The sequence below is a fragment of the Arthrobacter sp. P1_C12_2 genome (genome assembly GCF_056406415.1).
This window is the reverse complement of record NZ_JBFUAF010000017.1, coordinates 54,039-76,657: the sequence shown is the minus strand read 5'-3', so window position 1 is coordinate 76,657 and position 22,619 is coordinate 54,039. Positions and strand designations below refer to the sequence as shown.

Sequence of the window (22,619 nt, the reverse complement as noted above, 5' to 3'; positions counted from 1 at the left end):
ATGATTGTTGGCATAGGCGTAGACGTCGTAGACATTGAGCGGTTCGGGCGGCAGCTCGAGCGCACCCCCGGCCTGCGCGACAGGCTGTTCGTCCCCGCCGAGCGGGAACTGAACACGCGCTCCCTCGCCGCGCGGTTTGCGGCCAAGGAGGCCGTGGCCAAGGTGCTGGGGGCACCTGCCGGCATGAACTGGCAGGACTGCTGGATCGGGCTGGACCAGAACGGTCCCACCGTCCAGGTCAAAGGCACCGTGCTGGCCGTGGCAGAGTCCAAGGGCGTCAAGCGCTGGCACTTGTCCATGAGCCACGACGGCGGAATTGCCACCGCGACGGTTGTCGCCGAAGGCTGACGCGGCCGTCCAGGCAGAACCGGCCCCAGCGCCAGGCATTCCCCAGCGACCGCGAATGGACTGAAACCATGATCAGCGCCTACACCGGAACCCAGGTTCGAGAAGCCGAAAAGCCATTTCTCGACGACACCTTGGGCTCCGGTGCGGGCGCTGTTCTCATGCAGCGGGCCGCTTACGGCCTCGCCAACGCCGTCATCGGCGGCCTGCGCGGCCGCGGCCAGCGGCTCTACGGCTCCAGCGTGGCCGTGCTGGCGGGCAAGGGCAACAACGGCGGAGACGGGCTCTTCGCCGCCGCGCTGCTGGCCCGCCGCGGCATGCGCACGACGGCGGTGCTCACCGCCGGCGCGGCCCACGACGCCGGGCTGGCGGCGTTCCGGAAGGCGGGCGGGCATGCCGTGGCCCTGACCGGGGGCAACGTGGCCGAACTCGCCGCGCTGGCCGGCGGCGCCGACGTCGTAATCGACGCAGTCCTCGGAACCGGAGCGCAAGGCGGTCTTCGCGGACCGGCCGCAGAGCTGGTCGCGGCCCTGGGGCGCACCCGGCCGGGCTCCCGTTCCCCCTTGGTGGTGGCCTGCGACGTCCCCAGTGGCGTCGACGCGGACACGGGGGAGGCGCACCCGCCGGTGCTGGCCGCCGACATGACGGTGACCTTTGGCGCCGCCAAGGCAGGCCTGCTGGCTGACCCAGGCGCGGACTTCACGGGCACCATCCGTGTGGTGCCGATCGGAATCGAGCAGGCGCTGCCGTGGCCGTCCCTGCGGCGGCTTGAGGCCGGAGACCTTTCCGCCCTCCTGCCACGCCCGGAGCGGCGGGCGCACAAGTACTCCAGGGGAGTGCTTGGGGTGGTCGCAGGCTCCGGCGCTTATCCCGGCGCCGCGGTGCTGGCTTGCGAGGGCGCCCTGGCAGCCGGCGTCGGAATGGTGCGTTACCTGGGGCCGCCGGACGTCGCCGACCTGGTCCGCCGTTCCTGTCCCGAGGTCGTGTGCAGCGCCGGTACCGTGGCCGACACGCACGTCCAGGCCTGGCTCGTTGGCTCCGGACTGGATGACTCCGATGAGCAGCAGTTGCAGCGCGCCCGCGACGCCGCAGACTCGGGCCTGCCGACGATCGCCGACGCCGGCGCGTTGGCCGCCCTGCCTGATGTGCTGGCCCCGCAAGTGATCCTGACGCCCCACGCCGGCGAACTGTCGGCATTGCTGCAGCGCGTCGGGGCGGCAGTGGACCGCTCCGCGGTGGAAGCATCCACGCTCAACGCGGTGCGGCGGGCTGCTGGCCTGACCGAAGCCACCGTGCTGCTCAAGGGCGCCACGACCCTTGTGGCCTCGCCCTTCCAGGACTTCTTCAGCCAGGCCGAGGGCACGCCCTGGCTCGCCACGGCAGGCAGTGGTGACGTCCTGGCCGGAGTTATCGGTGCACTGCTGGCCCAGTTGGGTGCCGACGTCGGGCGCTTCGGTGACCATGACATCGACCCCGACGCCAGATGGGCGGCGATCGCGGCGATGGCAGCCAGCATCCACGGTCTCGCTGGAGTCCGGGCTTCCCGCGGGGGACCGGTGACGGCAACGGCGATCGCCCGTGCCGTTCCGGAGGTGATGCGGGAGCTGTAACAAACGGGGGCGCTCAGAGCGCCCGAACAAATACTAACCTTGCTTACCAGTAGTCTATCTAGAGAATATTCGTCCCGCACGAGGAGTACAAATGGAAGTCTGGCCCGGATCGGCTTACCCGCTGGGAGCCACCTTTGACGGCACTGGAACCAACTTTGCCCTGTTCAGCGAGCGCGCCGAGCGGGTGGAACTGTGCCTCCTGGCTGACGACCTGTCCGAAACCCGGATCGAGCTGACCGAAGTTGACGGCTATGTGTGGCACTGCTACCTGCCGCAGGTCCAGCCCGGCCAGAAGTACGGCTACCGTGTCCACGGAGCGTACGAGCCCGACAACGGCAACCGGTTCAACGCCAACAAGCTGCTGATGGACCCGTATGCCAAGGCAATCCAGGGGCAGATCGACTGGGACCCCGCGCTCTTTTCCTACAACTTCGGGGACCCTGCGTCCCGCAATGACACGGACTCGGCCCCGCACACCATGCACGGCGTGGTCATCAACCCGTTCTTCGACTGGGACGGCGACCGCCAGCTGCGCATCCCGTACCACGAGTCCGTTATCTACGAAGCGCACGTCAAGGGCCTGACCGAGCTGCACCCGGAAGTCCCGGAGGAGCAGCGCGGCACCTACGCGGGCGTCGCCCACCCCGCCGTCGTCGAGCACCTCAAGAAGCTCGGCGTCACCGCCGTGGAACTCATGCCCGTGCACCAGTTCGTCAACGACGGCACGCTCGTGGAGAAGGGCCTCAACAACTACTGGGGCTACAACACGATCGGCTTCTTCGCCCCGCAGAACACCTACAGCTCCTCCGGAGACGTCGGGCACCAGGTGCAGGAATTCAAGGCCATGGTCCGTGACCTGCACAAGGCCGGCATGGAAGTCATCCTGGACGTGGTCTACAACCACACCGCCGAGGGCAACCACCTAGGCCCCACCCTGTCCTTCAAGGGCATCGACAACGCCGCCTACTACCGGCTGGTGGACGATGACCTGAAGCACTACATGGACTACACCGGCACCGGCAACTCGCTGAACGTCCGGCACCCGCACTCGCTCCAGCTGCTCATGGACTCCCTGCGCTACTGGGTCACGGAAATGCACGTGGACGGGTTCCGCTTCGACCTCGCCTCCACCCTGGCCCGGGAGTTCTACGACGTCGACAAGCTCTCTACCTTCTTCGAACTGATCCAGCAGGACCCGATCGTCTCCCAGGTCAAGCTGATCGCCGAGCCGTGGGACGTGGGCCCCGGCGGCTACCAGGTGGGCAACTTCCCGCCGCAGTGGACCGAATGGAACGGCAAATACCGCGACACCGTCCGTGACTTCTGGCGCGGGGAACCGTCCACGCTCGGCGAATTCGCCTCGCGCCTGACCGGTTCGGCCGACCTCTACGAGAGCTCTGCCCGGCGTCCGGTGGCGTCCATCAACTTCGTCACCGCCCACGACGGCTTCACCATGCGCGACCTCGTGTCATACAACGAGAAGCACAACGACGCCAACGGTGAAGGCAACAACGACGGCGAATCGCACAACCGCTCCTGGAACTGCGGCGCGGAAGGCGATACCGAGGACGACGCCGTGCTGACGCTGCGCGCGCGCCAGCAGCGGAACTTCATTGCCACCCTGCTGCTGTCGCAGGGCGTCCCGATGCTGCTGCACGGCGACGAGCTGGGCCGCACCCAGCAGGGCAACAACAACACCTACTGCCAGGACTCCGAACTCAGCTGGGTGCACTGGGACGCCATGGACCAGCCGCTCGTGGAGTTCACGGCCGTGGTCAACAAGATCCGCCGCGACCACCCCACCTTCCGGCGCAGCCGCTTCTTCGACGGCCGCCCCGTCCGCCGCGGCGAAGGCGAGAAGCTGCCGGACATCGTCTGGCTCAACACCGACGGCAAAGAAATGCTGCCGGAGGACTGGGGCAGCGGATTCGGCCGGACCATCGGCGTGTTCTACAACGGCCACGGCATCCAGGAACAGGATTCGCGCGGACGCCGCATCACCGACGACAGTTTCCTGCTGGCGTTCAACGCCCATGACGACAACGTCGACTTCCTGCTCCCGGCCGAGGAATACTCGCCGTTCTGGGACCTCCTCGTGGACACCGCCGACTCGGCGGACACCGGCGAGCCGCTCAAGGCCGGGAGCGTCCTGAAGCTGGCGGCGAAGTCCCTCGTGGTGCTGCGCGCCCACTCGGGACCGGAAGTGGAGGTGGACTACTCCGCCGCTGCATCCCTGGCCGCCCGGGCCGAGGCTCCCACCGAGGAAGCGCCGGCGGCTCCCGCCGAGCCCGCGGCGGCACCGGAGACCCCGGCGGAACCGGCCCCCGAGACTCCCGCCGAGGCTCCCGCCGAGGCTCCCGCCGAGGCCGCGGTTTCGACACCGGCCCCGGCCAAACGCGGCACGTCCAAGGCCGGCAAGAAACCCAGGTCCAAGAAGGGCCCGGCCTCATGAGGACGCCCGTCTCGACGTACCGGCTGCAGATCCGTCCCGGGTTTACGCTGCAGGACGCCGCGCAGACCGTGCCGTACCTGAAGTCGCTGGGCGTGGACTGGATCTACCTCTCGCCGATCCTCACCGCGGAGAAGGGCTCGGACCACGGCTACGACGTCACCGATCCCTCCGCGATCGACCCTGACCGGGGCGGCGCGGACGGCCTGCTGGCGGCGTCGACGGCCGCGCGGGAGGCCGGCATGGGCGTGCTGGTCGATATCGTGCCCAACCATGTCGGCGTCGCGACCCCGGCCCAGAACCCGTGGTGGTGGTCCCTCCTGAAGGAGGGGCAGCTGTCCCGCTACGCGCAGGCGTTCGACGTCGACTGGGACTTCGGCGGCGGCCGGGTGCGGATCCCCGTACTGGGCGCGGACTCGGACGTGGATGCGCTTGAGATCCGTGACGGGGAACTGCGCTACTACGACCACCGCTTTCCGCTCGCCGAGGGCACCTACACCGCAGGTGACTCTACTGCCGATGATCCCCGCGCGGTCCATGACCGGCAGCACTACGAACTGATCGGCTGGCGCCGGGCGGACACGGACCTGAACTACCGCCGGTTCTTTGCCGTCAACAGCCTGGCCGGGATCCGGGTGGAGATCCCCGAGGTCTTCGATGAAGCCCACGCGGAGGTTGTGCGCTGGTTCCGGGAAGGGCTCGTCGACGGGCTGCGGATCGACCACCCGGACGGCCTCGCCGATCCGGAGGGATACCTGCAGCGGCTGCGGGAGGCCACGGGTGGCAGTTACCTGCTGATCGAGAAGATCCTGGAACCGGGCGAGGCCCTGCCGGCCGGCTTCGAGTGCGAGGGCACCACCGGCTACGACGCCCTCGCGGACGTGGACCGGGTGTTCATCGACGCCGCCGGCCAGGGCCCGCTCGACGCGCTCGACGCCGAACTGCGCGGCGGCGCTGCCGACTACGAGGAGATGATCCGCGGCACCAAGCGGCGGATCACGGACGGGATCCTGCACTCGGAAATGCTCCGGCTGGCACGGCTGGTCCCGGCAGGGGCAGGGCTGGCCCAGGATGCCGCGGCGGACGCCCTGTCCGAGATCATTGCCGCGTTCCCGGTTTACCGCAGCTACCTTCCGGAGGGCGCCGACGTCCTCAAGGAAGCCTGCGAGCTCGCGGTCCGCCGTCGCCCGGAACTGGAAGGCGCCGTCGGCGTGCTGCTGCCGCTGCTGCTCGACGCGGAGGCCGAGCTGGGCATCCGCTTCCAGCAGACCTCCGGGATGGTCATGGCCAAGGGTGTCGAAGACACCGCGTTCTTCCGCTACACCCGGCTGGGCACCCTGACCGAAGTCGGCGCCGACCCCACCGAGTTTGCCGTGACGCCGGAGGAATTCCACACCCGGATGGCCCGCCGCCAGGCCGAACAGCCGTTGTCCATGACTACGCTCAGCACCCACGACACCAAGCGCAGCGAGGACACCCGCGCCCGGATCTCGGTCCTCGCCGAGCTCGCGCCGGAATGGCAGGCCTCCCTGCAGCGGCTGCAGAAGCTGGCGCCCCTGCCGGACGGTCCGCTGGCCAACCTGCTGTGGCAGGCCATCGCGGGCGCCTGGCCCGCGGACCGGGACCGGCTGCAGTCCTACGCGCAAAAAGCCGCCCGGGAAGCCGGGAACTCGACAAACTGGATCGATCCGGACGAGGCCTTCGAGGCGACACTTTCAGCCGCCGTCGACGCCGCCTTCGACATCCCGGAGGTGACGGCCGAGCTCGAGTCCCTCGTGGCCCTGCTGGAGCCGTACGGGGCCGGCAACTCCCTTGGCGCAAAGGTCGTGCAGCTCACCATGCCCGGGGTGCCGGACGTGTACCAGGGCACCGAGTTCTGGGACCGTTCGCTGACCGATCCGGACAACCGGCGGCCGTTCGACTTCGGCGCCCGCCGGCGTGCCCTCGCCGCGCTCGACGCCGGTGAGCGTCCGGCGTCGTTCCTGGACGAGGCGGCGAAACTCCTCGTCACCTCGCGGGCCCTGCGCCTGCGGCGGGACCGGCCGGAGCTGTTCACCGGGTACACCCCGGTCACGGCCGCGGGCGCCGCTGCTGCGCACCTGCTCGCCTTTGACCGCGGGACTCCCGCAGCCCCGGGCGCGCTGACGCTCGCCACGCGGCTGCCCCGCGGCCTCGAGCAGCGCGGCGGATGGCAGGACACGACCCTCGAGCTCGCCGGGGCCATGGCCGATGAACTGACCGGGCGCACGCACGGTCCGGGCACCGTGGCCGTCGGGGAGATCCTGCGGGACTACCCCGTGGCACTCCTGGTGCCCACCGCCTAAGCAGTCCATAAAGTACCGACATGGGGAACGGAAGAATGCCATGAGCTTGCCTTCACACGGAAGCGACCGCTTCGATCTCTGGGCACCGGAAGCGCAGGCGGTCACGCTCCTCGCTGACGGCCGGAAGTATGACATGAACCGCCGCGGCGGGGAGGCGCCCGGCTGGTGGACCGCCGGCGGGGCGCCCGCCTCAGGGGACGTGGACTACGGGTACCTGGTGGACGGGGATCCCACCCCGCTGCCGGACCCGCGGTCCCGCCGCCAGCCCGCGGGCGTGCACGCGCTCTCCCGCACGTTCGACGCCGGACGCCACCAGTGGGCCGACGGCCAGTGGCCGGGACGGGAGCTCAAGGGCGCAGTCATCTACGAACTCCATGTGGGCACCTTCACCCCTGAAGGAACCCTGGACGCCGCGGCGGGGAAGCTGGCGTACCTGGCGGAGCTGGGCATCGACTTTGTGGAGCTGCTGCCGGTCAACGGGTTCAACGGCACGCACAACTGGGGCTACGACGGTGTCCTCTGGTATGCCGTGCACGAAGGCTACGGCGGGCCCGCCGCGTACCAGCGCTTCGTGGACGCCGCCCACGCCGCCGGCCTTGGCGTCATCCAGGACGTGGTCTACAACCACCTCGGCCCCAGCGGCAACTACCTTCCCCGGTTCGGGCCCTACCTGAAATCGGGGGAGGGCAACACCTGGGGCGACTCCGTCAACCTGGACGGCCCGGAGTCGGACGAGGTGCGCCGCTACATCCTGGACAACGCCGCGATGTGGCTGCGGGAGTACCACGTGGACGGCCTGCGGCTGGACGCCGTGCACGCCTTCAAGGACGAGCGCGCCGTGCACCTGCTGGAGGACTTCGGCGCCCTCGCCGACGAAATCTCCGCCGAGACCGGGCGCCCGGCCACGATGATCGCCGAATCGGACCTCAACAACCCGCGCCTGCTCTACCCGCGGGACATCAACGGGTACGGGCTGGCCGGGCAGTGGAGCGACGACTTCCACCACGCCGTCCACGTGAACGTGAGCGGCGAAACCACCGGCTACTACGCCGACTTCGACTCGCTCGGGGCACTCGCCAAGGTCCTGGAGCGCGGCTTCTTCCACGACGGCAGCTACTCCAGCTTCCGCGCCCGCCACCACGGCCGGCCCATCGACCCGGCCCAGGTTCACCCCGCCGCGCTGGTGGTGTGCAGCCAGAACCACGACCAGATCGGCAACCGGGCCACCGGGGACAGGCTGTCCCAGACCCTGGGCTACGGGCAGCTCGCGCTCGCCGCCGTCGCCACCCTGACCTCGCCGTTCACGCCCATGCTGTTCATGGGGGAGGAATACGGGGCCACCACCCCGTGGCAGTTCTTCACCTCGCACCCTGAGCCCGAGCTCGGCAAGGCGACGGCCGAGGGCCGGATCAGGGAGTTCGAGCGGATGGGCTGGGACCCCGCCGTCGTGCCCGATCCGCAGGATCCGGAGACCTTCACCCGGTCCAAGCTGGACTGGGCCGAGGCGTCCGGAGGGGACCACGCCCGCCTCCTGGAGCTGTACCGGGCGCTGATCGCGCTGCGCCGCACCACGCCGGACCTGACGGAACCAGGCTTCGAGGACACCGCCGTCGACGTCAGCGAGGACGAGGGCTGGCTGCTGCTGCGCCGCGGCCGCACCGAGGTGGCGATGAACTTTTCCGCCGAGGCGCGGCGGCTCCCGGTCCGCGGGGTGGCCCTGGCCCTGGCCACCGACGACGCTGTCCGGCTGGCCCCGGCCCCCGGCTCAGACCCCACTGCCGGCGGCGCGCCGCCGGCCACAACCCTTCATCTACCCGGCCACAGCGCCGCGATACTCACCCACTAAGGCAGGATAGGACGTATGACTTATTTGGCAGCTGATACCCGCTACGACTCCATGCCCTACCGCCGCGTGGGGCGCAGCGGCCTGAAACTCCCGGCCATCTCGCTGGGCCTGTGGCACAACTTCGGCGACGACAAGCCGTTCGAGGTCCAGCGCGCCATCCTGCGCCGCGCCTTCGACCTCGGCGTCACCCACTTCGACCTCGCCAACAACTACGGCCCGCCCTACGGCAGCGCCGAGATCAACTTTGGCCGCCACTTCAAGGACGACTTCAAGCCGTACCGCGACGAACTGATCATCTCCACCAAAGCCGGCTACGACATGTGGCCCGGCCCGTACGGCAACTTTGGCTCCCGCAAATACCTGCTGGCCAGCCTCGACCAGTCGCTGGGCCGGATGGGCCTGGACTACGTGGACATCTTCTACAGCCACCGCCCGGACCCCGAGACGCCGATGGAAGAGACCATGGGCGCCTTGGACCAGGCCGTGCGTTCCGGCAAGGCGCTGTACGCCGGCATCTCCTCCTACACCCCGGAACAGACCCTCGAGGCCGCACGGATCCTCAAGGAACTCGGCACCCCGCTGCTGATCCACCAGCCCAGCTACTCCATGCTCAACCGCTGGACCGAGAACGGCAGCCCCAACCTCTACGAGGCGCTGGAGCAGGTGGGCGCCGGTTCCATCGCGTTCTCGCCGCTGGCGCAGGGCATGCTCACCGACCGCTACCTGAAGGGCATTCCGGCCGACTCCCGGGCCGCCCAGCACAAGTCCCTGGGCGAATCCATGATCACCGAGGACAAGCTGGACCGCGTGCGCGGGCTCAACCGGATCGCCGCGGGCCGCGGCCAGACCCTCGCGCAGCTGGCCATCGCCTGGATCCTGCGCGAGCAGGGCAAGGGCTCGTCCGTCACGTCCGCACTGGTGGGCGCGTCCAGCGTCCGGCAGCTCGAGGACACCCTGTCCGCGATCAACAACCTGGATTTCACGGCCGATGAGATCAACGCGATCGATGAGTTCGCCGTCGAATCCGACATCAACCTGTGGGCCCAGAAGTAGTAAACGCCCGCAATTAACACAAACGCCGGGGCCGCCGGGAACAACCGCGGCCCCGGCAGTGTTGACTAGACTACTAAGGGCGCCTTACGGCGCCGTGTCCGCCTGCCGCCCGCACAACAGAGTGTGGCCGCGCCGGTCACCCTTGTTCTCAAAAGGAGTTCCGTGTCTTCACATCCGATTCGTGTTGCAATCGTCGGCGTAGGTAACTGCGCCACTTCGCTGGTCCAGGGCGTCCAGTACTACAAAGATGCCGACCCCAAGGCCACGATTCCGGGCCTGATGCACGTGGAGTTCGGCCAGTACCACGTCGGCGACGTCGAGTTCGTTGCCGCGTTCGACGTCGACGGCAAGAAGGTGGGGCAGGATCTGTCCGCCGCCATCCTGGCCAGCGAAAACAACACCATCAAGATCGCCGACGTCCCGCCGACCGGTGTCACCGTCCAGCGCGGCCACACCCTGGACGGACTGGGCAAGTACTACCTCGAAACCATCGAGCAGTCCCCGGAGGAGCCGGTCGACGTCGTCCAGGCCCTCAAAGACGCCCAGGTTGACGTCATGGTCTGCTACCTGCCGGTCGGCTCCCAGCAGGCCGCCGAGTTCTACGCCCAGTGCGCGATCGATGCCGGCGTGGCGTTCGTCAATGCCCTGCCGGTGTTCCTGGCCGGTACCAAGGAGTGGGCGGACAAGTTCACCGCCGCGGGTGTGCCGATCGTGGGCGATGACATCAAGAGCCAGATCGGTGCCACCATCACGCACCGCGTCATGGCCAAGCTGTTCGAAGACCGCGGCGTCACCCTGGACCGCACGTACCAGCTGAACGTCGGCGGCAACATGGACTTCAAGAACATGCTCGAGCGCGACCGCCTGGAGTCCAAGAAGATCTCCAAGACCCAGGCCGTCACCTCCAACGTCGAGGCCGAGCTCGCCGCCAAGGACGTCCACATCGGCCCGTCGGACTACGTCCAGTGGCTCGATGACCGCAAGTGGGCCTTCGTGCGCCTCGAGGGCCGCAACTTCGGCGACGCCCCGGTGTCCTTGGAATACAAGCTCGAAGTCTGGGACTCGCCCAACTCGGCCGGTGTGATCATCGACGCTATCCGTGCCGCCAAGATCGGCCTGGACCGCGGCATCGGTGGCCCGCTGGTCTCGGCGTCGAGCTACTTCATGAAGTCCCCGCCGGAGCAGTTCAACGACGACCTCGCCCGTGAAAAGGTCGAGGCCTTCATCCGCGGCGACCTGGAGCGCTAACCCCTTCGCCTCCTCTCCCCCCGGTTGCCCTATCACTTACGGCTCCTAAACCTCTGGTTTGGCCGCTGCAAGTGATAGGGCAACCGGCGTTTAACGCGGACGAAGGGCCGACCGGACTCGTTGGGCCGCGCCGCGGAAGTCATCTGCCAGGTCGTCGGCGTTGAATTTGAAATAGCGCCAGCCGGCCGCGTTGAACGATTCGTCGCGGCGGTTGTCCCGGGACTGCTGTTCGCGTGTCAGGTGGTGGCCGCCGTCGTACTGGATGGCCACCCGCTGCCGGCGGTAGCCGAGGTCCGCGGCGGGGGAGTAGGGGTCTTCCGGCACAATCCGGAGCTGCAACTCCGGCTCCGGCAACCCGGCCGCGGTTAGCGCCAGGCGCAGGAATGTCTCGGGGGCCGAGTCGGCACCGGGCCGAATGAGTTCCATTGCCTCGCGTGCTTTCACGATTCCCTTGAGCTTTGGATGCCGTTTTAACATTGTGTTCAGCTCGGGAAGGGTGGCCCACGGCTCTTTGCGGCTCTCCAGTTCAGGGCGCGGCCGCCGCACGAGTTGGTCGCCCACTGCCACGAGATCGTCCAGCGGCAGGATGCGGGCAAGGTCCAGCCAGGTCCGGGCGGGTGTGGAAATTCGGATGCCGTCCTGGACCATGAGCTCGTCGTCGAACGCAAGGACGGTATGCCCGACCACGCCTTCTCGCCGGACCGGCGGCAGGGCCCGGCGCTTGCTGAGATGGAGTTCGCGGCAGCCGCGGTACCAGGACGGGAGCCACAGCCCCAGCAGCACGGCCGCCGTGAGGTGCGAGATCCACGCGCCCGGCGTCGCGGCGGAAAGGGCACGGGCCAGGCTTCGGAGTTCAAACTCCCAGCCCGTGGGCACATGGATCAGCCGGTCCGCCGACGTGATGTCGGAAGAACGGAGCCGGGCACTGGCCAGGCTCGCGGCCCGCGCCTCATAGACCGTGAACGGGGCTGTGGAAAGGTGGGCCGGCAGGGGTGCTGGTGGGTGCATGCGGACCATTCTTGTCCGCATGCAGGGTCCCCGCTCCGGTTATCCACAGAGCCCCGGTTGCGCTATCACTTGGAGCGGTCAAGGGCCGGAATGGCAGCCCAGAGTGATAGCGCAACCGGAGGGAGCGTCGGGTGTTAGAAGAGGCCGACGGGGTTGCCGGCGTCGTCGACGTCCATCCGCATCGCTGCCGGCACCTTGGGCAGGCCCGGCATGGTCATCACCGCGCCGGTGAGGGCCACGATAAAGCCCGCGCCGGTCTTGGGAATGAGGTCCCGGACGTGGATGGTGAAGCCCTTGGGGGCGCCGAGCCGTGTGGCGTCGTCGGTGAAGGAGTACTGGGTCTTCGCCATGCATACCGGCATCCCGGACCAGCCGTTCTTCTCGATCTCGGCCAGCCGTTTGAGCGCGGGCACCGAGAAGTCCACGCCGTCGGCGCCGTAGACCTCCTGCACGATGGTCCGGATCTTGTCCTCCACGGACATCTCCAGCGGGTACAGGTGCCGGAAGCCGTGCGGGGTGTCGATCGCGGCCGCGACCTTGGCCGCGAGCTCGTCCCCGCCGTCGCCGCCCCCGCCGCGGCCCCAGACATCGGCCACCGCAGCCTGGACCCCCTCCGCGGCGCACCACTGAAGCAGCCAGTCCAGCTCCTCTGCGGTGTCCGTGCCGAATTTGTTGACCGCCACCACCGGGATGATGCCGAACTTCTCGACGTTGCGGATGTGGCGCTGGAGATTGGCGACGCCGGCGGCCAGCGCCCCCACGTTGGGCTCCGTGAGCCGGTCTTTCGCCACGCCGCCGTGCATCTTGAGCGCCCGGACGGTGGCCACGAGGACGACGGCGGACGGGGCGACGTCGGCCATCCGCGCCTTGATGTCCATGTACTTTTCGGCGCCCAGGTCCGCGCCGAAGCCCGCCTCGGTGATGACGATGTCCGCCAGGCTGCGGGCCGTCTGTGTGGCGATGAGGGAGTTGCAGCCGTGGGCGATGTTGGCGAACGGCCCGCCGTGCACCAGCGCCGGGGTGCCGGCGATGGTCTGCACGAGGTTGGGCTTGATCGCGTCCTTGAGCAGCATGGTCAGGGCGCCCTGGACGCCGAGGTCGGCCACGGTCACGGGCTGGCGGTCGTAGGTGTAGCCGAACGTGATCCGGCCCAGCCGTTCGCGCAAATCGTTCAGGTCCGTGGCGAGGCAGAACACGGCCATGATCTCCGAGGCCACGGTGATGTCGAAGCCGTCCTGCCGCGGCGTGCCCTGGGCCGGGCCGCCCAGGCCGATCACGACCTCCCGGAGGGACCGGTCGTTCATGTCCAGGACACGCTTGAACGTCATCCGGCGCGGATCGATGTTGAGCTCGTTGCCCTGGAAGATGTGGTTGTCCACGAGGGCCATGAGGGCGTTGTTCGCCGAGGTGATGGCGTGGAAGTCGCCGGTGAAGTGCAGGTTGATCTGGTCCATCGGCAGCACCTGGGAGTAGCCGCCGCCGGTCGCGCCGCCCTTCATGCCCAGGATGGGGCCGAGCGAGGGCTCGCGCAGCGCGATCATCACGCTGTGCCCGGCACGGGCCAGGGAATCCGCGAGCCCCACCGTCGTGGTGGACTTGCCCTCGCCCGCGGGCGTGGGCGACATCGCGGAGACCAGCACCACTTTCCCGGGGGTACGCACGGGAGCGCCCGCCGGAACGGTCAGCTTCGCCGGATCGATCTTGGCCTTGTAGGGTCCGTAGAGTTCCAGCGCGTCCGGGTTGATGCCGGCGGCCGCCGCAATCTCCCCGATCGGCTTCATGACTGCCCGCTGGGCAATCTCCAGGTCGCTCGGTACGTGGTTCCCGGCAGTGGTGGTCTCAGACATCGTTGTCCTTCGGCTCGTGGCGTCGGCGGGTTTGTCCCGGTCCGGTGTTGCCGGCCCGGGGTGTGAGGGGCGGATCCGGTTCAGGGCGTGTGGCCCACCGGGATGGTCAGGCTTCCAAAATACTGGCTCACGGCGGTGTGGTAGCTCTCCAGCGTAATCGCGGCGGTGCGCTGCCAGCCGAAATCCTGGGCGTGGATCGCGGCGGCGCGCCCCATGTCGGTACGCGTTTGGACGTCGTCGAAGAGCGACTCGAGGGCGTCCGCCCAGTCGCTGGCCTTGTGGCCCTCGATCAGCATCCCCGTCCGCCCGTCCTGGACAGCGCGGGAGAGTCCGCCCACTTTCGTGGCGAGGACCGGCGTCCCGCAGGCCTGCGCCTCCAGCGCCACCAGGCCGAAGGACTCGCTGTAGGAGGGCATCACCACGACGTCGGCCGACCGGTACCAGCCGGCCAGCTCCGGGGCGTTCACCGGCGGGTGGTGGGTGGCGACGTCGTCCATTCCGGCGGCGCTGATCAGCGCCTTGAGGTTGAAGTCCTTGGCGCCGCTGACGGCCCCCAGGATGGTCAGCTGCAGATCGATGTCCGGGCGCCGGGACCGCAGGAGCGCCGCCGCCTTGATCAGGATCTGCGGGCCCTTGAGCCGCTGGATCCGGCCCGCGAAGAGCAGGTGGAACTTGCCCGCGGCGATGCCGTGCTGGGCCCTGGCGCGGTTCCTGAAAGCCGGTGTGAAGACGGCCAGGTCCACGCCCGGCGGCGCGACGTCGATGCGGTCGATGTCGGCGTCGTAGTGCGAGACCAGCTCGGCCGCTTCGGTGCCGGTATTGGCGATCAGCCGGGTGGCGCCGTCGACAATCCGGTGCTCGCCGTCCTCGCGCCGCCGCGGCTCGGGCTGCTCGCCGGACTCCAGGAGCTGGTTCTTGACCTTCGCCATCGTGTGCATGGTGTGGACGAGGGGCAGCCGCCACAGCTCCGAGAGCTCCAGCCCGGCCACCCCGGAGACCCAATAGTGGGAATGGATGACGTCATACCGGCCGTGCGGCTGGAGCTGGCGGATCCGGTTGATCTCGGCGACCATGCTGTGCAGCAGCCCCGGAAGCTCCTCCTTGGGTAGCTTCCGCGGCGGCCCTGCGAGGACGTTATGCACGCACACGCCCGGGGACGGGTGTTCGACGGCAGGCTGCGTGGACGAGGTGGACCGGGTGAAGATCTCCACTTCCACGCCGGTCTCGGCGAGGGCCGCGGCCAGCGCCCGGACGTAGACGTTCATTCCGCCGGCGTCGCCGGAACCGGGCTGCTCCATGGGCGAGGTGTGCAGGGAAAGGAAAGCGACGCGGCGGATCAGCGACACGGTTCCCCTTTCCTCTGCCCATTTCTCTCTGCCAACTGCATGTCGATAAAACATTACTCCTGAAGTGCCGGCCGGTTCACGGCTCCGTTCCATGGTCCCCGTGACGGGGTTCGTTTCCGCATCATGCCCACGGCTCAGTTCCCAGACCGGGGCGTACTGCTAACGTGGCGCCTGTGAGCGCAACGACAGAACTGAACACCGCAGCCGGCTGGACAATCCGGGAGGCCCGCCCGGAGGACTGGCCCGGCATCTGGGCGATCCTGGAACCGGTCATCCGGGCGGGGGAGACTTTTACCTGGGACCGGGACACCGCCGAGGACGAGGCCCGCGGGCGCTGGTTCAAGCAGGCGCCGGGGCAGACCTTCGTCGCCGTCGCGGTCGGGGCCGCTGACGGCGACCCTGACGGCGACCCTGACCGGGCTGCGGGTGCCGTCCTTGGCACCGGCGAGCTGCACCCCAACCAGGGCGGCGGCGGCAGCCACGTGGCCAACGCGGGCTACATGGTCCATCCCGCCCAGGCCGGCCGCGGACTGGCCCGGGCCCTGTGCGCCTATTCGCTCGACGCCGCACGCGACGCCGGCTTCCGGGCCATGCAGTTCAACGCCGTCGTGGAGAGCAACGTCCGGGCCGTGGCCGCGTGGAAATCCATGGGCTTCGAAGTGCTCGCGACCATTCCCGAGGCGTTCAACCACCCGGAACTGGGCTACGTGGGCCTGCACGTGATGTACCGAAAGCTGTAGGGCTACCAGCCCGTTGCCCGCGGGACGCTAGTGTCTGCGAGCCGCCGCTGCCGGCGGCCCGTTACTGGCCGCCGTGCCAGAGACGGCCCAGCTCCGGGAACGCGGCTTCGTATCGGGCGAGCAGTTTGCCGGCAAGCGCATCCGAATCCACGAGCGGATGCCCGGCGAACGCCGCGAGGGCTGCCCCCCGCCGCCCGGTCGTCGCCGCCTCCACCACGAGCCGTTCGACGTCCTTGACGCGCCGCATCAGCTTCAGTTGCGCCGGTCCCGGACGGTCCTGCGGGACCGGCGCAGCGCCGTCGGGCGTCACCTTGCACGGAACTTCGACGACGGCGTCTGCCGGCAGCCCCGGCACGGCCGGCACTGCCTGGCCTGTCTGGCCTCCGGGCCCGGCAGCGGCCGCTTCCGTACCCGCGGGCCTGGGGGTGGTGACTGTGTTGCGCGTGTTGAGGATCAGGTCGGCCGCGCCGCCTCCGGCGAGGGCGCGCATGGCCGCCAGCGCCACCCGCTCGTAGCCGCCGCCGGCGAGGTCGGTCTCGTCGCGGCGTTCCCCCGGGGTGCGGGCTTCGGCGAGATAGCCTTCCTCGCGGGACCGGCGGGCGGCCTCCCACAGCGCAAAAGCCTCCGGCCCGGCGGCAGCCAGCCGGGGATAGAGCTCGGCCTGCTGCCGGGCGATGGATTCCCCGCGGGTTTGCCCTGCTGCCCGCATGCCGGCCACCGCTCGAACGGTGTCGTAGTAATAGAAGAGGTATTCATTCGGCAGGCAGCCAAGGCCGGCCAGCAACCCGGGCGGAAACAACCGGCCTTCCTCGAACTCGGCCAGCGCCGCAGGATTCGCGAGCAGTTCCGGGAGGGCGTCCCGGCCCCCGGCGTCCAGGCGGTACAGCCAGCCGAGGTGGTTCAGGCCGTAGTAGCCCACGCCGTCGAGCGTGCCCTCCGGCAGCGCGATGCCGGCGGCCCGCGCCGCGCGGTGCACCAGGCCGCTGGCGGAGTCGCAAATCCCGATCACCCTGGGCCCGAGCACCGGGACCAGGGCCTCCGTGACCATGCCGGCGGGGTTGGTGAAGTTGAGCAGCCACGCCGCGGGGCATCGGCTCCGCATTTCCTCTGCGAGCCGCAGCATCGGCGGAATGGACCGCAGCGCGTAGGAGATCCCGCCGGCGCCGGTGGTTTCCTGGCCCAGGAGTCCGAGGTCCAGGGCGATCCGCTCGTCGGCGGTCCGCCCCGCGGTGCCGCCGGGCCGGATGGCAGCGAAGACCATGTCGGCGCCGTCGAGGGCCTCGGGGAGCGAGGACACGGCAAGGATCTGCGGGCCGGAACCCGGCGGACCCTGCTGGGCCAGGGAGGCCAGGACCGCCTCGATGGCCGCGAGCCTGGCGGGGTCGACGTCGTAGAGCACCAGCTCCCGCACCAGCCCCGCGAAAGGCCCGGCAGAGAGCGCCCGGTAAACCAGGGGGACCCGGAACCCGCCCCCGCCGGCGATCGTGAGCCGCATGCGGACAGTCTATTCCCCGCCGTCCAGGGCCCCGCTGCCCCTGGTATCCCTCGACGGCGGTACAGCGTAATGTGCCGTATATGGACGCGACTCCGGCGCGGCGCTTTGATCCGCTCTCTGCCGTCCGCAGCCCGGCCGCGGACGGGTTCGACCTGCTCCTGACCGGGACCGTGTTCCAGGACATCATCTTCACCGGGCTGCCCCACGCGCCGCAGCCCGGCACGGAAATCTGGAGCGACGGGATGGGCAGCTGCCCCGGGGGTGTCGCCAACCAGGCGATCGCCGCCTCCCGTCTGGGACTGCGGACCGGCCTTGCCGCCGCGTTCGGCGATGACGGCTACGGCGACTACAACTGGAAGATCCTGGCCGCCCAAGAACATGTGGACCTGTCTCTGTCCCGGCGCGTACCGGGCTGGCATTCGCCCGTCACGGTGTCCTTGAGCGTGGAAAAGGACCGGTCCATGGTGACGCATGGGCACCCGGCCCCGGTGACCTCCACCGAGCTGATCGGATGCCCGCCCCCGGCGCTCGCAGCCGTTGCGGAGTTGGGGGAGGAACTCGAACCGTGGGCCATCGACGCGCACAAGAACGGCGTCCGGCTGTTCGGCGATGTCGGCTGGGACCCCACCGGCGCGTGGTCCTCGACCCGGCTGGAAAACCTGAAGTACTTCCACGCCTTCATGCCGAACCAGCACGAGGCCATGAACTTCACGGGCCGCGACGACCCGTGGTCCGCGTTGTACTCGCTCGCGGAGAGGGTTCCGGTGGCGGTGGTCACTCTCGGCGCCCAGGGGTCCATGGCCGTGGACTCGGAAACGGGGGAGGAGGAGTGGGTCCCGTCCCTGCCAGTCCGGGCCTACGATCCCACCGGTGCCGGTGACTGCTTCGGTGCGGCGTTCATTGTCGGTTCACTGGCCGGCTGGCCGCTGGGAAACCGGCTCCGCTTCGCCAATCTGTGCGCCGCCCTGGCCGTCCAGGAGGTGGGCGGCTCGCTTGCCGCACCCGGCTGGGGGGACATTGCCGACTGGTGGCAGCGGGCCAACGCCCGGAAGGAACGGCAGGGCAGCCAATGGCTTCGCCGCTACCGCTTCCTGGAGGAGATCGTCCGAGATGTCCCACCCGAGGCGCAGCGGCGCGCGACGGCGACCATCGCCCACCTGTCCGACGCGTAGCTGGGCGCGGGGGCGCCGGGGCGGGTTCGTTGCTGTCGCCACTGGACATGTCCTCCGCTGAGTCCCCACCACCACTGGACATGCCCTCCGCTGGATCCCCACCACCACTGGACATGCCCTCCGCTGGGGCCCCGCCACCACTGGACATGCCCTCCGCTGGGGCCAAGGTTTGGACATGGACCCGTTCTGCGCGGCCTTGGGCGTGAAGAATGGGCATGTCCCGCGGTGGGCGCCGCTGGGTTCCTGCCACCAGTGGACATGTCCTCCGCTGGGGCAAAGGCTTGGACCTGTACCCGTTGTGTGCGGCCTTTGGCGCGAAGATTGGGCATGTCCCGCGGTGGGCGCCGCTGGGTTCCTGCCACCAGTGGACATGTCCTCCGCAGGGGCCAAGGCCGATGCCGCGGCACCTTCTTCATGGATGAGCATCACTCGGGCTGATCCGCTTGTCACTGCCCTTGGCACGCTACGCACGTGCTTTCTGACGTCCGGGCAGCACGCCGTCGCGTTAGCATTGGTCCCAACACACCTGACCGGGAGGCCGCATGCCGTACGTCGTTGAGTTCGAGAACGTTTCTACTGTCGGCTTGGAATCGTCTCCGGTCGCCGAGGCCGTCGCCGGGTTGCGCGCCAACGAGGCTCGCTATTACCGGAACAAGTACGACCACGTCTTCACAGTGAGCCCTGCAAGCGAGGTTCCGGAGGTGGTCGACCGGCTGAGCCGGATCCTCCTGGACGAGCGTGACATCGTCATTGGATCCCGCCCGCTAGAAGCGACCGCCTTCGAAGTCGACGGTTTGCGGATGGCCTACGTTTTCTACGAGTCGGGGCTGTCGATCAACGTCATGTACAGCATCGAGGACGGCGGGAAGCGAGCGGTCGGGTTCAAACTTGCCGAAGGCATGGAAATTCCGGAAGAACTGGCGCCGCGCTTCAAGTTTGCCCGCCAAAAATCGAAGCTGGCAGGCGTTATCCGCGGCTCCTACTTCGTGATCAAGGGCGAGTACTGACTGGGCTCACCGCCGCATTTAGGCGACGACGCGACCGCTGCGGACTGACGTTTCGCGCCGCACGGGGCTCAGACCAGCATCGCGGTGCTTGTCGGAGGTCGCCTGGCTGGTCAAACCCAGCGTGTAGTCGTTCCCAAATGCGGGTCGGCTCCAACTGACTCTGACACTGGCCGTCTTGTTGACGGGATACATCCTCCTCGCCCTAGCCGCCGCCATTCAGGGGTGGTGATCGGTCCGGGCGTCGCAGCGCTACTGGTCCTACCAGTGGGCGCCGGGGCGGGTTCCTGCCGCCACTGGACATGTCCTCCGCTCGGGCCAAGGAGTGGACCTGGACCCGTTGTACCCGGCCGGGGGCGCGAAGAATGGACATGTCCCGCGGTGGACGCCCGGCTGGGTTCCTGTGACCGCTGGGCATGTCCTCCGCTCAGACCAAGGCTTGGGTATGGACCCGTTCTGCGCGGCCTTGGGCGTGCAGAATGGGCATGTCCCGCGGCGAGGAATGGGCCTGTCCAGTGGTGGCCGGGGCCGCCGATTATTCGGCCCGCAGCGCCGCGCCTAGAATCGTTAAGTGACTTACCAAGCAGCAACAGGCGATCTCCTGCCCGGCTCGGCGGCAGCGCCGGCCCGCGCTGAGGAGCGCTCGGCCGTAATCGACCTCGACGCCATCCGGCACAACGTCCGCCGCATCGCAGCCGTGGCCTCACCCGCGCAGGTCATGGCTGTGGTCAAGGCCGACGCCTACGGGCACGGTGCCATCCAGGTGGCCCGGGCGGCCCTCGGCGCGGGGGCCAGCTGGCTGGGCGTCGCCCACATCTCCGAGGCCCTCGCCCTGCGCGCCGCCGGGATCGAGGCGCCGCTGCTGGCCTGGCTGCACACCCCGGACAGCAACTTCGGCGCGGCAGTGGCCGCAGGAATCGACATCGGCTGCTCAGGCTGGGAACTGGACCGGATCGTGGCCGCGGCCCGCGAGCAGGAAAGGCCCGCCCGCGTCCACCTGAAAGTCGACACCGGGCTCGGCCGCAACGGCGCCACCCTCGATGCCTGGGATAGCCTGGTAGGCGAGGCCATGGAACACCAGGACCAGGGCCTGCTCCGGGTCGTGGGGATCTTCTCCCACCTGGCCGTCGCCGACGAACCCGAACGGCCCGAAACCGACGAGCAGCTCGCCGCGTTCCGCCAGGTCCTCGCCGTCGCCCAGGACGCCGGCGTGGACCCCGAGGTCCGCCACCTGGCCAACACCCCGGCCACCCTCTCCCGGCCGGACACCCACTTTGACCTGGTCCGCGTGGGTCTTGGCTTGTACGGGCTGTCCCCCTTCGATGGACAAAGCCCGGCCGAGCTCGGGCTGCGCCCGGCCATGACGGTCCGCACGGTGGTCTCGCACTGCAAGGACGTCCCCGCCGGGCAGGGCGTTTCCTACGGGCTGAATTACCGCACGGACGGCGTCAGCACCCTCGGGCTCATCCCGCTGGGCTACGCGGACGGCGTGCCGCGCATCGCCACCGGAGGCCCCGTCCGGGTCGAGGGCGTGAACTATCCGGTAGTCGGGCGCATCGCGATGGACCAGATGGTGATCGACCTCGGACCCCGCCACGTGACGGCCGGAGGCCCGAGCATCCTCGGCGCCGAGGCTGTGCTGTTCGGCGACGGCGCCGACGGCGGACCCACGGCCGATGACTGGGCCAGGGCCGCCGGTACCAACAACTACGAGATCGTCACCAGGATCAGCCCGCGCGTGCCGCGCCGCTACATTCACGAAGAGCCCACCGCCGGCGAAGAGCGGCCGTGAGCGGGCCCGCGTGGGAACGGAGCCTTGAGGTCCACACGGCGGCGCAGACGCACGCGCTCGCCGCGGCCCTCGGTGCCGTGCTGGAGGCGGGCGACCTTCTGGTCCTGACCGGCGAACTGGGTGCCGGCAAGACCACGTTCACGCAGGGGCTGGGGGAGGGACTGGGCGTGCGGGCCGGCATCATTTCACCGACCTTTGTCCTGGTGCGCATCCACCCCAGCCTGCCCGGAGGACCCCGGCCGGGCGGTCCGGACCTGGTGCATGTGGACGCCTACCGGCTGGAATCGGCCGCTGAAATCGACGACATCGACCTCGAAAACACCCTGGACAGTGCCGTGACGGTGGTCGAGTGGGGCCGGGGCCGGGTTGAACACCTCAGCGACAGCCGGCTGGAGGTGGAACTTCACCGCACCCGCGGAGGCGCCGCTGCTCCCGCCGCTCCCGCCGCCGGTCCCGTTCTGGATTTCGACACGGACGACGACGATGAGCCGCGGACCGTGGTGATCCGCGGCTTCGGCCCGCGCTGGGCCGAAGCGCCGACGCTGCCCGGCGTCGCGCCCGTGCCCGGCACCGGGCCCGTGCCCGGCACCGTGCCCGAGACCACGCCCGTGCCCGAGACCACGCCCCAGACCCCGGAACGGAACTCCTGATGCTGCTCCTCGCCATCGACACCTCAGCCGTCGCCAGCGCCGCGCTGGTCTCCGATGACGCACCGGAATCCGTGCTCGCCAGCTTCGCCACCGAGGACACGCGCACCCATGCGGAGGTCCTGGCCCCGGGGATCGACAGGCTCCTGGCCGAAGCCGGGGTCAGCGGCCGCGACGTCGACGCAATCGTCACCGGCGTCGGCCCCGGACCGTTCACGGGACTGCGCTCCGGGATCGTCACCGCCCGCACCCTCGCTTTTGTCTGGGGCAAGCCGCTGTACGGCGTCATGAGCCTGGACGCGATCGCCCTGGAAGTAGCCGAATCCACCGACTCGGCCGCGGAGTACATTGTCGCCACCGATGCGCGCCGCAAGGAAGTGTACTGGGCCCGGTACACCCTCTCCGATGCCCAGCTGCCGCACCTGGCGGACGGCCCGCACGTGGGATTCGCCGCGGATCTGCCGGATCTGCCCGTCTACGGTGCCGGGGCCGGGATCTACTCCGACGTCGTCAAGGCGGTCGCCGAATTCAGCACCAGGCAGCCGGAGGCCCTCTCGCTGGGCCAGTTCGCCCTCGCCCGGCTCTCGGCGGGGGAACAGCTCCTGGACTCCACGCCCCTGTACCTGCGCGAATCCGACGCCCAGGTGCCCGGACCCCGGAAGCGTGCCCTGTGAGCGGGGAGCGGGCCGCCCG

General features: G+C 69.2%; 17 protein-coding genes. 13 read left to right on the top strand and 4 right to left on the bottom strand.

Annotated elements, in window-relative coordinates; all coding sequences use genetic code 11:
* The 7 genes from AC1DZQ_RS16995 (at position 1) to AC1DZQ_RS16965 (ending at position 10,875) form a co-directional block, all read left to right on the top strand.
* The gene (locus tag AC1DZQ_RS16995; RefSeq protein WP_018773713.1) at positions 1-348 is read left to right on the top strand and encodes a holo-ACP synthase; all 348 of its coding nucleotides are present in this window, start codon (positions 1-3) and stop codon (positions 346-348) included.
* 68 nt (positions 349-416) lie between these two features.
* Positions 417-1,955 (top strand): NAD(P)H-hydrate epimerase, encoded by a 1,539-nt coding sequence (locus AC1DZQ_RS16990; RefSeq protein WP_476964593.1) that lies wholly within the window; start codon positions 417-419, stop codon positions 1,953-1,955.
* A gap of 91 nt (positions 1,956-2,046) precedes the next feature.
* Positions 2,047-4,407 carry a glycogen debranching protein GlgX gene (glgX, locus tag AC1DZQ_RS16985; protein ID WP_476964592.1) on the top strand — a complete coding sequence of 787 codons (2,361 nt, stop codon included), beginning with the start codon at positions 2,047-2,049 and terminating at the stop codon, positions 4,405-4,407.
* A complete protein-coding gene (gene treY, locus AC1DZQ_RS16980; protein WP_476964591.1) occupies positions 4,404-6,728 on the top strand; it encodes a malto-oligosyltrehalose synthase in 2,325 nt (774 codons plus the stop codon). Before glgX ends, treY begins: the two co-directional genes overlap by 4 nt.
* Before the next feature lie 40 nt (positions 6,729-6,768).
* Positions 6,769-8,574 carry a malto-oligosyltrehalose trehalohydrolase gene (treZ, locus tag AC1DZQ_RS16975; protein ID WP_476964590.1) on the top strand — a complete coding sequence of 602 codons (1,806 nt, stop codon included), beginning with the start codon at positions 6,769-6,771 and terminating at the stop codon, positions 8,572-8,574.
* Between the two features lie 15 nt (positions 8,575-8,589).
* Positions 8,590-9,627 carry an L-glyceraldehyde 3-phosphate reductase gene (gene mgrA, locus AC1DZQ_RS16970; protein WP_476964589.1) on the top strand — a complete coding sequence of 346 codons (1,038 nt, stop codon included), beginning with the start codon at positions 8,590-8,592 and terminating at the stop codon, positions 9,625-9,627.
* A 162-nt stretch (positions 9,628-9,789) separates the two neighbouring features.
* Positions 9,790-10,875, top strand: coding sequence for an inositol-3-phosphate synthase (locus tag AC1DZQ_RS16965; RefSeq protein ID WP_476964588.1), 1,086 nt, complete (start codon positions 9,790-9,792; stop codon positions 10,873-10,875).
* A gap of 90 nt (positions 10,876-10,965) precedes the next feature.
* On the opposite strand, the gene AC1DZQ_RS16960 is transcribed toward AC1DZQ_RS16965, so the two are convergent.
* The 3 genes from AC1DZQ_RS16960 to mshA all read right to left on the bottom strand — a co-directional run bounded on the left by AC1DZQ_RS16960 (position 10,966) and on the right by mshA (position 15,076).
* Complete coding sequence (locus AC1DZQ_RS16960; RefSeq protein WP_476964587.1) at positions 10,966-11,883, bottom strand: endonuclease domain-containing protein; 918 nt, start codon at positions 11,881-11,883, stop codon at positions 10,966-10,968.
* Positions 11,884-12,017: 134 nt separating this feature from the next.
* Positions 12,018-13,730 (bottom strand): formate--tetrahydrofolate ligase, encoded by a 1,713-nt coding sequence (locus AC1DZQ_RS16955; RefSeq protein WP_476964586.1) that lies wholly within the window; start codon positions 13,728-13,730, stop codon positions 12,018-12,020.
* An 80-nt stretch (positions 13,731-13,810) separates the two neighbouring features.
* Positions 13,811-15,076: a D-inositol-3-phosphate glycosyltransferase gene (gene mshA / locus AC1DZQ_RS16950; RefSeq protein ID WP_476964585.1), complete on the bottom strand. Its 1,266-nt coding sequence runs from the start codon at positions 15,074-15,076 to the stop codon at positions 13,811-13,813.
* Positions 15,077-15,249: 173 nt separating this feature from the next.
* Here mshA and AC1DZQ_RS16945 point away from each other — a divergent pair, with 173 nt between their 5' ends.
* Positions 15,250-15,816, top strand: coding sequence for an N-acetyltransferase family protein (locus AC1DZQ_RS16945; protein WP_476964584.1), 567 nt, complete (start codon positions 15,250-15,252; stop codon positions 15,814-15,816).
* Between the two features lie 61 nt (positions 15,817-15,877).
* Here the strand turns inward: AC1DZQ_RS16945 and AC1DZQ_RS16940 are convergent, their stop codons facing one another.
* Positions 15,878-17,311 carry a family 4 glycosyl hydrolase gene (locus AC1DZQ_RS16940; protein WP_476964583.1) on the bottom strand — a complete coding sequence of 478 codons (1,434 nt, stop codon included), beginning with the start codon at positions 17,309-17,311 and terminating at the stop codon, positions 15,878-15,880.
* A gap of 80 nt (positions 17,312-17,391) precedes the next feature.
* Here AC1DZQ_RS16940 and AC1DZQ_RS16935 point away from each other — a divergent pair, with 80 nt between their 5' ends.
* From AC1DZQ_RS16935 to tsaB, 5 genes are all read left to right on the top strand, one after another.
* Positions 17,392-18,483: a carbohydrate kinase family protein gene (locus tag AC1DZQ_RS16935; RefSeq protein WP_476964582.1), complete on the top strand. Its 1,092-nt coding sequence runs from the start codon at positions 17,392-17,394 to the stop codon at positions 18,481-18,483.
* Between the two features lie 542 nt (positions 18,484-19,025).
* Entirely contained in the window at positions 19,026-19,490 is a 465-nt protein-coding gene (locus AC1DZQ_RS16930) for a phage tail protein (RefSeq protein WP_476964581.1), read from the top strand.
* Positions 19,491-20,058: 568 nt separating this feature from the next.
* The gene (gene alr / locus AC1DZQ_RS16925; protein WP_476964580.1) at positions 20,059-21,279 is read left to right on the top strand and encodes an alanine racemase; all 1,221 of its coding nucleotides are present in this window, start codon (positions 20,059-20,061) and stop codon (positions 21,277-21,279) included.
* On the top strand, positions 21,276-21,929 hold the full coding sequence (gene tsaE / locus AC1DZQ_RS16920; RefSeq protein ID WP_476964579.1) for a tRNA (adenosine(37)-N6)-threonylcarbamoyltransferase complex ATPase subunit type 1 TsaE: 654 nt from the start codon (positions 21,276-21,278) through the stop codon (positions 21,927-21,929). Before alr ends, tsaE begins: the two co-directional genes overlap by 4 nt.
* Positions 21,929-22,600 (top strand): tRNA (adenosine(37)-N6)-threonylcarbamoyltransferase complex dimerization subunit type 1 TsaB, encoded by a 672-nt coding sequence (tsaB, locus tag AC1DZQ_RS16915; protein WP_476964578.1) that lies wholly within the window; start codon positions 21,929-21,931, stop codon positions 22,598-22,600. Before tsaE ends, tsaB begins: the two co-directional genes overlap by 1 nt.
* The last annotated feature ends 19 nt before the right edge of the window (positions 22,601-22,619 follow it).

Excerpts from the sequence above, each read along its gene's own strand:
- AC1DZQ_RS16995 (WP_018773713.1), top strand. The coding sequence starts at position 1 with ATGATTGTTGGCATAGGCGTAGACGTCGTAGACATTGAGCGGTTCGGG.
- AC1DZQ_RS16990 (WP_476964593.1), top strand. The coding sequence starts at position 417 with ATGATCAGCGCCTACACCGGAACCCAGGTTCGAGAAGCCGAAAAGCCA.
- glgX (WP_476964592.1), top strand. The coding sequence starts at position 2,047 with ATGGAAGTCTGGCCCGGATCGGCTTACCCGCTGGGAGCCACCTTTGAC.
- treY (WP_476964591.1), top strand. The coding sequence starts at position 4,404 with ATGAGGACGCCCGTCTCGACGTACCGGCTGCAGATCCGTCCCGGGTTT.
- treZ (WP_476964590.1), top strand. The coding sequence starts at position 6,769 with ATGAGCTTGCCTTCACACGGAAGCGACCGCTTCGATCTCTGGGCACCG.
- mgrA (WP_476964589.1), top strand. The coding sequence starts at position 8,590 with ATGACTTATTTGGCAGCTGATACCCGCTACGACTCCATGCCCTACCGC.
- AC1DZQ_RS16960 (WP_476964587.1), bottom strand. The coding sequence starts at position 11,883 with ATGCACCCACCAGCACCCCTGCCGGCCCACCTTTCCACAGCCCCGTTC.
- AC1DZQ_RS16955 (WP_476964586.1), bottom strand. The coding sequence starts at position 13,730 with ATGTCTGAGACCACCACTGCCGGGAACCACGTACCGAGCGACCTGGAG.
- AC1DZQ_RS16940 (WP_476964583.1), bottom strand. The coding sequence starts at position 17,311 with ATGCGGCTCACGATCGCCGGCGGGGGCGGGTTCCGGGTCCCCCTGGTT.
- AC1DZQ_RS16935 (WP_476964582.1), top strand. The coding sequence starts at position 17,392 with ATGGACGCGACTCCGGCGCGGCGCTTTGATCCGCTCTCTGCCGTCCGC.
- AC1DZQ_RS16930 (WP_476964581.1), top strand. The coding sequence starts at position 19,026 with ATGCCGTACGTCGTTGAGTTCGAGAACGTTTCTACTGTCGGCTTGGAA.
- tsaB (WP_476964578.1), top strand. The coding sequence starts at position 21,929 with ATGCTGCTCCTCGCCATCGACACCTCAGCCGTCGCCAGCGCCGCGCTG.